The sequence below is a fragment of the Thermus brockianus genome (assembly GCF_021462505.1).
In the GTDB taxonomy this organism is placed as follows: domain Bacteria; phylum Deinococcota; class Deinococci; order Deinococcales; family Thermaceae; genus Thermus; species Thermus hydrothermalis.
The window spans coordinates 101543-113127 of sequence record NZ_JAKEDV010000008.1 but is presented as its reverse complement, the minus strand read 5'-3'; the positions used below and the strand labels follow the sequence as shown (position 1 = coordinate 113127).

The window sequence follows — 11585 nt, the reverse complement described above, 5'->3', positions numbered from 1 at the left end:
TTTGTATAACAAGCTCGGAGCCTGCTATACGGGCGTATCATTTCGCCACCTCCACCACCCGCACCGCCCGATCCAGGACCTGCTTGAGGTCGTAGGAGACGCTGGTGGCGGCGAAGTCGGGCTCACCCATGAAGGGAGGGACGTAGTGGATGCGCAAGGCCCTCTGCCCATCCGTTTCCACCACCACCAGGTACCAGTTTTCCCGCTTGTTGAGGGCGGTGAGGATCTGGGTGCGGGAGAGGGTGACCACCTCCGAGCCGGGAACTTTGGCCCCTACCTACTGGGGGCGTGGTCCACGGGTTGCGCTGAGAACACCCGATGCCCCTCTCGGGCCTCACCCATCTCCCCGCCAAAGGTCAGGCCTGGCCCTGCCCCCCACCCGCACCGTGGGCCAACGGGGATCCTCCGTCAGGTTGAGAAGCCCCTCCCCAGTCAGGAGAAAGGTGTCCTCCACCTTGGCCCCAGCAAGGCTCGGGTTCCAGGCCAAGGCCATCCCCTCCTCCAGGGTCAAAGGGTGGCCCGGCACGGCGATGGCCTCCCGGGACCGGTACCCGCCCACGCCCCCTTGGTGGTGCTCCTCCCAGGCCCCAGGAAAGCCCACCCGCTCGTAGGCCGCTTGGAGGGCAGCGAAAACCTCCCCCAGCTTGGCCCCCGGCCGGGAAGCGTCCAAGGCCGCCTCTTCCACCTCCAAAACCTTGCGGTAGCGGGCCTCCACCTCCCCGTCCCCCAGGTTGACCATCCGCGTGAGGTTGGCAACGAGACCTCCCCGCTCGGCGCAAACCACCGCCATGAAGCTCCGCCCCAGGGGCCGGTCCTTAGGCAGGGGGTGGCGGTGCCGAAAAAGCCGCTCCTCCCCCGCCACCAGGAGGAGTTGCGGGCGGATTCCTCGTCCCCAGAGGGCCTCGGCTAAGGCCCCCGCTAGCTCCCGCTCTCTCCAAGTGGGCTTTGCCCCCCGGACCACCTCCCCCACCGCCTCCGCCGCCTCCTTTCCCAGGCGGTGAAAGGCCTCCTGCGCCTTCTTGGAGAGGGTGAGCCGGAGGAACGTGAGGTCGTGCTCGAGGTCGTTCGGGCTACCCGGGGGCGGGAAGGCGTACCACGGGTGCACTCGCACGGGAAGCCCGGGGACCTCCTCCTCCGCCATCCGGGGGTGTTCTATGCGGCTCGTGTGAAGGAGAAGCTCTTCCCCGATTTCCAAGTACGCCACCCCCTCCCCGAACCCCAGGGTGTTGCTACCCCCGGTGAGCCAGGCGAAGTTCTCAGGGCGGGCGACGTAGAAGCGGGAGAACCCCTGGGTTCGCATCCAAAGCCGGAGCCTATTTAGATTTTCGCCAAGCACTTAGGACCTCCGATAACGTTCCAGAAGCATGGACACCCAGGCCTCGTATTCTGGAAGAAGCTGGCGAACGCCTGGATCTACCTCGGTTACCGCTACCTCCGGCAACCGGGTTGCCTGAAGGGCGGCCTCGAGGTCCGGGTACACCCCTCCCCCTACCATAGCCAGGATGGCCGCTCCCCGGGCAGCTCCTTCCTCGCCCACAACCTGGTAAAGGGGAACCTGTAGAGCTCCTCCCAAGAGGCTTAGCCAAAGGCTAGAGGCCGAACCTCCGCCGGTGACCAGAAACGCTTCGGCTTGCGACAAGGAACGCATTACCTCATAAACAACCCCTAAGCTTAGGGCCACCCCTTCCAGGACCGCCCGCACCAAATGGCCGCGTTCATGCACCAAGGAAAGACCCAAGAAAGCGCCCCGCAACGCCGGCTCCAAATAGGGGCTCCGCTCTCCCGCCAAGAACGGGAGAAAGTAAAGCCCCTGCGCTCCCAAAGGAACCTTCTCCGCCTCCGCAAGGAGCTCCTTTAGCGAAACCTCGGGGAAAAGTCGGCGAAGCCATTCCAAGCTCCCCGCGGCGCTCAGGGTTACCCCTAGAAGGTGGTAGGCACCGTCAGCGTGGCAAAAAAGGTGGATCCGTCCCTCAGGATCGGGCAAAGGCGCTTCAATGGGAAGGAAGATGACCCCACTCGTGCCCAAGGAAACGCTACCGGTGCCCGGCCGATAGCGGGAAACCCCTAGCCCAATGGCAGCGGCGGCGTTGTCCCCGGCTCCCGCCACCACGGGGGTACCTGTCCTGAGACCAACCGCTCGAGCCCACTCCGGCCGGAGCCCTCCCACCACGCGGTGGCTTTCCCCAAGGTCGGGGAGAAGGGAAACGGCTAGCCCAAGCGCCCTAAGCAGCTCTTCGTCCCAAACCCGTTCCCGGATCGCCATGGCCCCGGTGCCGGAAGCGTCGGAGTATTCCGTGGCCCAGTTCCCGGTAAGGAGGAAACCCAGGTAGTCTTTGGGCAATAACACCTTATAGACCCGCCGAAACAAGTCGGGACGCTTACGCTTAAGCCAAACAATCTTGGGGAGTTGGAAACCGGTGATAGCCGGATTGCCCGTGCGCCGGATCAGCTCGGGACGAGGGATCACCTCCTCTATCCACTTGGCCTCCTCCGCCGTGCGCTGGTCATTCCAAAGAGGAGCCGGAAGTATTGGCTCCCCCTCCCGGTCAAGGAACACGGCCCCATGCATCTGCCCAGAAAGACCGATAGCCACCACCTCTACTTGGGGGAGCCTGGACGTGAGGGCCTCGAGGACCTCCCTCAAGGCCTTCGCCCAATCGCGGGGATCCTGCTCGGTCCAACCCGGTTGGGGAACATGCAGGGGATAGCTGGCCCGGGCATCGGCCAGCTTTTGGCCCCTCTCGTCCAGAATCACCCCCTTCAGCCCGCTGGTACCCAAGTCCAGCCCCACAACCGCCTTCATCCGCGTACCCCGAGAAGGTGTTCCACCGCAAGTTGGTCCAACCGCTCCAACGCGTATCCCCTTCGCCGCACCCCTTCCAAGGGAATATCCGCACGCTTCAAGGCCTCCGCCTTTTCCCGGCTATAGGAGCCAAGAAGGGCCAAGGCTTCCTTGTCCGCCCGGTAATACTCCGCAAGCAAGGCTTGAACCTCGGGGTCCTGCCGGAAGGCCTGGGCCTTCTCCTTTAGGATCAAATACGTACGCATGCATCCCCGGGCAAATTCCCAAACCCCTTCTTCATCCTCTGTCCTCAGGGCATGGGCGTCAAAATGGCGGGGACCCTGGTAGCCGGAGTGCTCCAGGAGGTCTACCAAGAAGAAGGCAGCTTTCAGGTTTTCTGCGCCGAAGCGGAGGTCCTGGTCAAACCGGCTCATCCTCTGATCGTTAAGGTCTATATGGAAAAGCTTACCCACCTCCAGGACCTGAGCCACTGCGTGGACGAAGTTTAGCCCTGCCATGGTTTCGTGCGCAAACTCGGGGTTGAGGCCAAAGCGGTCAGGGTCCTCGAGGGTGTAGATAAAGGCCAGAAGGCTTCCCACCGTGGCGAAATAGATGTCGCCCCTAGGTTCGTTGGGCTTTGGTTCCAAAGCGAAGCGGTACCCATAACCTTGGTCCTTGGCGTAAGCAGCCATGTAGTTGAGCGCCTCCCGCATCCACTCCCACACATGACGGCTTTTGCCCGTAGCTTCTACCTCCGCTCCCTCCCTCCCGGGCCAAACCACGTAGATCTCCGCTCCTAACTCCGCGCCTAAGTCCATCGTTTCCAAGCTCTTGCGAAGCGCATAGGCCCGGACCCATGGGTCTGGGCTCGTAAAGGCACCGTCCTTGAAGGCAGGGTCGGAAAAGAGGTTTGCGGTAACCATGGGGACCCGGAGACCGGTTTCCTCAAGGGCTTTCCTAAACCGACGAAGGATTTGGTCCCGCTCCCGAGGCGGCGTATCCCTGGGGACGAGGTCCTCGTCGTGCAGGTTCACCCCATAAGCCCCAAGCTCCGCCAACTTCTGCACGACGTAAACTGGATCAAGCTTTTCCCGAACCGCATCCCCAAAGGGATCCCGGCCCACATTACCCACCGTCCAAAGTCCAAATGTGAACTTGTGCTCCGGTTTAGGCTCGTACATCTAAACCACCTCCACAAAAGCCATTTGATCTATGAACTGGGCAGCAGCCAAAGCGCCTGCCCCCAGAAGAGCGGCTTCCCGCCCAAAAGGGGAAAGAACAACTTGCTCAGGAGAGTGAACCCGCAAGGCGTATTTAGGGAGCCTTTGACGAACCTCGCGAAGAAGCTCCTCCCCTGTGGCCCCCACCAAAGGTCCTCCTAGCACGATGAGGTTCGGATCTAGCGTGCTCAACACGATGGCGCAAAGGTGCGCCAGCTTGTCCCCTATCTCCGCCAGAAGTTCCTTGGAGGCGTTCGCGTTCCACCGGCGAAAGCTCAAATAGACTTCGGCGCATCCTTGTTTGCCACAACCACAGGAAGGCCCATCGGGGTTCAGGGGAATATGGCCCACCTCACCTGCGTGAAAACGGGCCCCGTGGTAAACCTTCCGGTCTACCACGACGCCGCCTCCCACGCCTACGCCCAGGTTCAGGTACACGCAGTGGCCTACCTCCCACCCCCCCAAGGCATAAAGGCCGTACGCTGCGGCATTCGCCTCGTTTTCCACTATGAGAGGAACTTCTGCAAGCCCCAAGCTTGCCAGAGCCTTCTGTGCCATCTCCCCCAAGGCCAGGTCTTGCCAGCCCAGGTTGGGTGCTAGGGTCAAGTGACCTTCTTCGGGTTCCACAAGGCCCGGCACAGCGACGCCTACGCCGAGAACCCGCCTGCCCGAAAGCAAGGGGTACGTGGTTGCCGCCAAAAGGGCTAGCGCCTCTTGAGGGTCCCTCGGCGCCGGGGGCAGGACCGTCTTTACCCGCACGTCCCCCGCTAGGCTCATAAGGGCCACCGCCATCCGGTCCACATCTATTTCCCAGGCAAGGACCACGTTCCTTTCGCCCTCTACCTCGAGGGCGATGGAAGGCCGGCCCTGGCCCTGGGGAGGGAGGGGCCGTTCCAAGAGGAGGCCCTCTTCTAGAAGCTCGGCCACGGCCTCCGTAACGGCTGAGGGAGAGAGCTCTAGGTGTCTGGCTAGGTCGCTCCGAGAAAGCCCGGGTTGCTTACGCAACAGGTCCAGAATCCTAGCCTTGTGCCAACGACGAAGCTGCCGGGTACCGCCTTTGGGGATTTCGGAAGCGTTAGGCATACTGGTCCGCATTTTCCCAAATCCCTGCCTACCTCTTGGGCTCTCCAGCCAAAATCATCCCCAACACCTCCTCCTGGGTGCTCTCGCAGGCCCGCACCGTTCCCACCACCCTGCCTCCCTTCATCACCGTAATCCGGTCGCTTAGGTCAAAGACGTCGTGGAGATCGTGACTAATGAGGACAATACCCAGACCCTCCTCGCGGAGAGCGCGGATGAGCGCTTTGACCCGAGCCGTTTCCCCCGGGCCAAGGGCGGCGGTGGGCTCATCCATGATCAGGACCTTTGCCCGGAAGAGTAGGGCCCGGGCAATGGCCACCGCTTGGCGCTGGCCCCCCGAGAGGCGGTGCACCGGGACCCTGAGGGAAGGTAGCCTCGCTCCTACCCGCTCCAATACCCTTCTCGCCTCCGTCTCCATGAATTCCTCATCCAGAGAAAGATGCCGAACGCGTTCCCGACCCAAAAAAACGTTGGCTACTGCATCCAAATTATCAGCCAAGGCCAGGTTCTGATGAATGGTTTCAATGCCAAAACGCTGCGCATCTCTTGGGGAGGTAAAGCGCACCTCCTCGAGCCCGCCCCCAGTCCGCAGGAGGATCCTCCCTTCCTGTGGGGTGTAAACCCCCGCTAAGACCCGGATGAAGGTGGTCTTTCCCGCCCCATTGTGCCCCACCAAGCTATGAACCTCGCCCTCGTGGAGATCAAAGGATACCCTGTCCAAAGCTTGCAGCCCACCAAAACGTAGGGATACGTTTTCCGCGCGCAACAGCGGTAGGCTCATGTCCGCCTCCGGTGAAACCTAGCGTTCCACACGGCAGCCACCACCAAGACCACACCTAGGATTAGGTTCTGCCACTCTGTAGGGACGCCCATTAACACCAAACCGTTTTGCAGACTAGACATGATCAAGGCCCCCAGCGCCGCCCCAAGAATGGTTCCGCTTCCCCCAGCCAACGAAGTACCTCCCACCACAGCAGCAGCTATCACGTACAGCTCCAGCAGCGTGCCCATGCCCGTGGGCACAAAGGCAAGTCGTGCCGCTTGCACTGCCCCAGCCAGGGCGGCGAGGAAGCCCATTAGACCAAACACCAGAACTTGGACACGGCGAACAGGAATGCCCGCTAACAGGGCCGCCTCAGGATTGCCGCCGATAGCGTACACATACCTGCCAAAACGCGTGCGCTGGGATACCCAATGGAGAAGCACGAGGACACCAAGGGCAATGAGTACGGGCACAGGGATCCCCCGGCCTTGGCCCGTAACAGGGTGAGGAAAACTGTTCATGACCCAGAGAAAGCTCCCAAAAACCAAACCCAGGAAGAGGGTTACAGCGAGGTCCACCCAAAGGGGGCGCACGGAAAGACCATGGCGTTGCCGAAGCCACCGGCCACGCCATACAGCCCAGAGGGTGTAGGCCAAGGCCAGAAGGGTAACCACCGTAGACCAAAAAGGCCCGATCGAACCTTGGAGTCCCCCGCCCAGAATCAGAAACTCGTCCTGAAGAGGGCCTACGGTCCGACCTTCGGCAATCAAGTAGGCAGCATTACGGAAAACAAGGAGCCCAGCCATGGTAACGATAAAGGAAGGAGCCCCAAGATAGGCGATCAGATACCCTTGTAAAAGGCCCGCCCCAGCCCCCAGGAGCAGGCCCACCAAAAGGGCTAGGGGCCAGGGCCATCCTTGGCCAATGGGCGGGACCGCTTGCAAAAGAGCCATGGCCATCCCGGTGAAACCCAAAAGCGATCCCACGCTAAGGTCAATCTGCCGGGCCACAATGACCAGGACCATTCCCCCTACCAAGATGGCTACCACGGCGGTTTGTACGGAAAGGTTCCAAAGGTTTTGGGGGGATAGAAACTTGCCCGGTTGGCCCAAGGTCATTAGATGAAAGACAATCCAGAGAAGTCCTAGAACGAAAAGAAGGAAGGCATTTTGCGAGTATGTGCCCATGTCGGCACGGGGACTTTTCCCTACCTTATCTGAAGGGTACATGGCGTTCATGGCTCCTCCAAAAGGGGCTCAGGGGACTTCCCCTGAGCCCCCTTAGGCCTAGCGGCAAACTGCGGGCGCCTGCGGCCCGCTTACACCCTGGCAAAGCGCTTCTTTCGTGATCCAACCGGCCTCGAGGACGATATGCAAGTTGTCGCGTGTAATAGGAATAGGCCGCAACAGCACTGCGTTCACCACGGTACCTCTAGGATCCCCCGGAACGCGGAACCTCTGAGCACCCGGGATTTGGTCCGGACGAGTCCCCCGAGCTAGGAGCACTGCGATCTCTGCAGCCCGACGTCCAAGCTCTCGGGCATCCTTCCAGACGCTTACGGTCTGCAATCCTCGAGCCACCCGGTTCAAAGCAGGCCAATCGCCGTCCTGGCCGGAAACGGGTACACGCCCGGCCAACCCCACCGAAGCCAGGGCCGCAATCACACCCCCTGCGGTACCGTCATTGGAGGCTACCACTGCATCCACTTGATTTCGGTTGGCTGCCAGAATCTGTTCCATGTTGCGCTGGGCAACTTCCGGACGCCAACCCTCCGTATACTGTTTGCCCACTACGCGAATCTCACCCCGGTCAATGGCAGGTTGTAAGACTTCAAGATGTCCTTGGTGCAACAGATCTGCATTAGGATCCGTGGGCGCACCTAGGATGAAGACATAGTTCCCTCGAGGCCGCACCTGGTACACAGCACGGGCTTGTTGCCTCCCCACCTCCACGTTGTCAAACGAAATATAGAAGGCGTATGGATCGGCAATTAGGCGGTCATAAGCCACCACGGGGATGCCAGCTGCGCGAGCCTTTTGGACCGCAGGAAGAATAGCGTCCTTGTCCCAAGCGAGGATGATGAGGGCGTTTACCCCTCGGGAAATAAGGCTGTCCACATCGTTAAGCTGCTTTTCTGCAGAACTTTGCGCATCGGTGCTCACATACTGAGCGCCCATGCGAGCCAGCTGCTCCTTGATGGCCGCTTCATCCCGCCGCCAACGCTCCTCCTGGAAGTTGGCCCAACTTACACCTACTACCAAGGGGCGTTGTTGGGCCCAAACCCCACCTGCAAACACCAGCAGCACCAGAACACCAAGCCACCCATTCCGCATACGCAACCTCCTACCGAGCCGGGAAGGGGTTGACCAGGAGTTTGAGAAGCCTTTCTTTTTTTCCCGACTCAAAGTAAATGTATCGCGGAACATCCCAAATGTCAACCCCCCCGGCCTCTGAGCTCTCATCACTTTCCCCGCCCCCGTGCCAGTTGCCGGGAAAGACCCCCAAGCACCCGCACCACCACGCCCTGCAGGGAAGGAGGACCCTCCGCCAGAAGGAGGCAAGCCAGGCGGAAAAGGCTATGCCCCTCAGATCGCACCACCCCCTGCCCCTTTAGGTCCCGAGAGGAAGCGTTCCCCCTTCTCCATCTCCCCCTCCCGGTGGCCCCGTAGCCCCAGGAGGAAACCCATGCTCGTTCCTCCTGCCTATCCGGGAGACCCGGTCAAAGCCCCGGTCGGGGAGGAAGAGGGGGACATACCCTAGGGCCTGGACCTGGCGGCCCAAGCGGAGGAGGAAGGCTTCCTCCACCCGGCTCTGGCTGGGGAAGGGGGAGAGGGGATGGAGGGCGAAGGCCACCCCCAGGGCCCTCCCTCCCTTGGGGAGGGCGGCCACCAGGACCTGATGCTTCCCATCCTCCCCTGGGGTCCAGTCCACGAGGATGGGAAGCAGGCTTCCTTAGGCGAGGCGGGGGGCGAGGAGGAGGAGGTGGGCCGTGAGGGTCCAGGGGTTTTGCCGGGTGGGGTGGTGGAGGAAGCGCCAGAGGCGGTTGAGGCGGCTTTGGGCGAGGGTGGGCAGGGGGGTTCTGCGGGCGAGGTTGGAGAGGGTCGGGTCAAGGGGAGCGGAGAGGAAGAGGGCCAAGTTGGTGCGCGCGGGTTTTCTGAGGGGATGGAAGACCGTGTGGACCCAGGTGGTGGTAGCCTGGAGGAGGGGGTTGTGGGTTCGCATACCTTACACAACCCCCTCTTTGTTTTCCCTTGTCAAGCCCCTACGGAACAAAGTGATTAGAGCTCAGCCTTGACCCCTCTTGCAAGCGCTTTCAAGCCGTGCTACCCTAGGTTCCAAACCATGACCCGCACGCACCCCACCATCGCCGAGGTGGCCCGCCGCGCCGGGGTTTCGCCTGCCACCGTTTCCCGCGTCCTCAACGGCACCGCCCGGGTGTCCCGGGAAAAGGTTCGGGCGGTGCTCCAGGCCATAGAGGAACTGGGCTACACGCCAAGCCCCCTGGCGCAAAGCTTGGCCAAGGGGCGTTCGTACGCCGTGGGCATCCTCTTGCCCGATTTCGGGAGCCCTTTCTATGGGCCCATCCTCGAGGCCATCACCCTGGAGCTGGAGGCCACCCCCTTCCGCCCCATCGCCGTACCCGGGCACTGGAGCCTGGTGCGGGAGCTGGAAGCCCTGGACTTCCTCCGGGGCCACCGGGTGGAGGCGGTGGTCCTCCTCGGCACCTCCTTGGAGGAGTCCGCCCTCAAGCCCCTAGGCGTCCCCGTCCTGGCCTTCGGCCAGGCCCTCACGGGGCCCCAGACCTGGTCCTTGGTCCTGGACAACCGGGAAGCCGCCTACCGGGCCACCCGGTACCTCCTGGAGAAGGGGCACCGCCACATTGCCCACATCTCCAGCCACCGCGGCGGCGCCGACGTGCGCGAGCGCCTCCAAGGCTACCGCAAGGCCATGCGGGAGGCGGGGCTTGCACCCCGGGTGGTCTACGGCAACCTCCAAGAGGATGGGGGTTACGAGGCGACCAAGGAGCTTTTCGCCCGCTTTCCCGATACCACCGCCGTCTTCGCCGCCAACGATCAGACGGCCATAGGGGCCCGGCTCTACCTCTATGAGCGTGGGATCAAGGTTCCGGAAGACGTTTCCTTGGTGGGTTTTGACGATATTCCCCTGGCCGCCTACCAGATCCCTCCCCTGACCACGGTGCGCCAGCCGGCACGGGAAATAGGCCGCGCCCTGGCCCAAGCTCTGAAAGCCCTGCTGGAAGGGGAAGTGCCCACCCTCTTCCCCATCCCCCTCCAGCTGGTGGAAAGGAGTTCGGTGAAGGAGGTGGGAGCCTGAAGGAAACGCAGGCCCTTCGGCTTTAGGCCTTCGGACCGTCCCAAGGGACGGGTTTGCCTAGAAGGAGGTTTCTATGTGGAAGAAAGCGCTTTCAACACTCTTCTTCGCCCTTTCCCTCGGTCTTGCGCAACGGACCCTCGAGGTCTGGATCATGCCCAACAGCGCCCAACCGGCAGAGGACTTCAAGGCCCTGGTGGCTCCCTTTGAACGGGCCAACAACGTGCAGGTAAAGGTCACGGTCCTGGACTGGGGCGTGGCCTGGACCCGCATCACCGCCGCCGCCACGAGCGGCGTGGGGCCCGACATCACCCAGCTCGGCACCACCTGGGTGGGGGCCATCAGCGCCATGGGAGTGTTGGAGCCCTTGGACGACGTGCTCCAGGCCCTCGGCGGGCAAAACGCCTACCTGCCCGCCGTGTGGAACACCACCCGCTTGGCGGGAAGCACCAGGGCCACCGCCCTGCCCTGGTTCTCCGAGCTCAGGGCCTTCTACTACCGGACGGACGCCCTCCAGGCAGCGGGGGTGAACCCCTCCCAGATGTTCGCCAACTGGCAAAACTTTGAGGCGGGGCTTGCCCGGCTCGCCGCCTCCTCCTTCACCGACCCAGAAACCAAGGGGCGCCTCGCCCCCTTGTGCACCCCGGGCAAGAACTCCTGGGACGTCCTCCACAACGCCGCCCCTTGGATCTGGGGCGCAGGGGGCGATGTGGTGCGCCAGGCGCAGGGAAGGTGGCAAAGCGCCCTGAACACCCCCGAAAGCCTCCAGGGCCTCTACTTCTTCCTCTCCCTGGCGCAAAAGGGCTACGTCCCCGCCGAAAGCCTGGAGAAGAACACGGCGCAGATTGAGGCCGACTTCCAGGCGGGGAAGTGCGCCGTCTTCGCCAGCGGCCCCTGGATGATCCAGCGGGCCCAGGTGCCCGAGGCCAAGGGGGGGTTCGCCGAGCGGGTAGCCGCCAAGAACCTGGGGGTAGCCCCCTACCCCGCAGGCCCCAGGGGGCGGTACACCTTCTTCGGGGGCTCCAACCTGGCCCTTTTCAACTTCTCCAAGAACAAGGATTTGGCCAAGGAGCTCCTGAAGTACCTGGGAAGCCCCGAGGCCCAGGTCACCTACGCCCGCATGAGCGGCATGCTCCCCGCCCTACGCGCCGCCTGGAACGCCCCCGAGGTCCAGGGGAACCCCCTCATGCGGGTCTTCGTCCAGGCGGCCCAGTTCGGCCGCACCTACCCCACCTTGGCAGGCTGGGGCGGGGTGGAGAACCTGGCGGTGCAACACCTGGGCATGGCCTGGGACCTGGTGGCGCAGAAGCGGCTTACCCAGGAAGGCCTGAAGGACCTCATGGACAAGGCCTCCGCCGCCATCAATAGCGCCTTGAGGTAGCAGAAAGGGGGGCGTATGCCCCCCTTC

The 11585-nt window shown here is 62.7% G+C and carries 11 protein-coding genes and 2 pseudogenes; 2 read left to right on the top strand and 11 right to left on the bottom strand.

Translation table 11 applies throughout. The features are described 5' to 3' along the window. Positions 1-37 precede the first annotated feature (37 nt). From LXN00_RS10400 to LXN00_RS10350, 11 genes and pseudogenes are all read right to left on the bottom strand, one after another. Positions 38-250 carry a hypothetical protein gene (locus tag LXN00_RS10400; protein WP_234507973.1) on the bottom strand — a complete coding sequence of 71 codons (213 nt, stop codon included), beginning with the start codon at positions 248-250 and terminating at the stop codon, positions 38-40. 84 nt (positions 251-334) lie between these two features. Next, positions 335-1336 (bottom strand): M24 family metallopeptidase, encoded by a 1002-nt coding sequence (locus LXN00_RS10395; RefSeq protein WP_326491140.1) that lies wholly within the window; start codon positions 1334-1336, stop codon positions 335-337. After that, complete coding sequence (gene xylB, locus LXN00_RS10390; RefSeq protein ID WP_234507969.1) at positions 1337-2803, bottom strand: xylulokinase; 1467 nt, start codon at positions 2801-2803, stop codon at positions 1337-1339. Beyond that, positions 2800-3963 (bottom strand): xylose isomerase, encoded by a 1164-nt coding sequence (xylA, locus tag LXN00_RS10385; RefSeq protein WP_234507967.1) that lies wholly within the window; start codon positions 3961-3963, stop codon positions 2800-2802. The genes xylB and xylA overlap by 4 nt, the downstream gene beginning before the upstream one ends. After that, positions 3964-4827, bottom strand: coding sequence for an ROK family protein (locus tag LXN00_RS10380; protein ID WP_234507986.1), 864 nt, complete (start codon positions 4825-4827; stop codon positions 3964-3966). It abuts the gene before it with no gap. A gap of 84 nt (positions 4828-4911) precedes the next feature. Then, positions 4912-5085, bottom strand: a pseudogene (locus LXN00_RS12745) (winged helix-turn-helix domain-containing protein); the annotation flags it as partial. A 28-nt stretch (positions 5086-5113) separates the two neighbouring features. Then, positions 5114-5863 (bottom strand): ATP-binding cassette domain-containing protein, encoded by a 750-nt coding sequence (locus LXN00_RS10370; RefSeq protein WP_234507965.1) that lies wholly within the window; start codon positions 5861-5863, stop codon positions 5114-5116. Further along, a complete protein-coding gene (locus tag LXN00_RS10365; protein WP_234507963.1) occupies positions 5860-7083 on the bottom strand; it encodes a sugar ABC transporter permease in 1224 nt (407 codons plus the stop codon). The genes LXN00_RS10370 and LXN00_RS10365 overlap by 4 nt, the downstream gene beginning before the upstream one ends. Before the next feature lie 48 nt (positions 7084-7131). Continuing rightward, a complete protein-coding gene (gene xylF / locus LXN00_RS10360) occupies positions 7132-8178 on the bottom strand; it encodes a D-xylose ABC transporter substrate-binding protein (protein WP_234507961.1) in 1047 nt (348 codons plus the stop codon). Positions 8179-8306: 128 nt separating this feature from the next. Continuing rightward, positions 8307-8444 carry a hypothetical protein gene (locus tag LXN00_RS10355; RefSeq protein ID WP_234507959.1) on the bottom strand — a complete coding sequence of 46 codons (138 nt, stop codon included), beginning with the start codon at positions 8442-8444 and terminating at the stop codon, positions 8307-8309. Positions 8445-8472: 28 nt separating this feature from the next. Further along, positions 8473-9067: pseudogene (locus LXN00_RS10350) on the bottom strand (IS4 family transposase); the annotation flags it as partial. 120 nt (positions 9068-9187) lie between these two features. Between LXN00_RS10350 and LXN00_RS10345 the strand changes: the two are divergent. Beyond that, the gene (locus tag LXN00_RS10345) at positions 9188-10180 is read left to right on the top strand and encodes a LacI family DNA-binding transcriptional regulator (RefSeq protein WP_234507956.1); all 993 of its coding nucleotides are present in this window, start codon (positions 9188-9190) and stop codon (positions 10178-10180) included. Between the two features lie 73 nt (positions 10181-10253). Further along, positions 10254-11558: a sugar ABC transporter substrate-binding protein gene (locus LXN00_RS10340; protein WP_234507955.1), complete on the top strand. Its 1305-nt coding sequence runs from the start codon at positions 10254-10256 to the stop codon at positions 11556-11558. Positions 11559-11585: the final 27 nt, after the last annotated feature.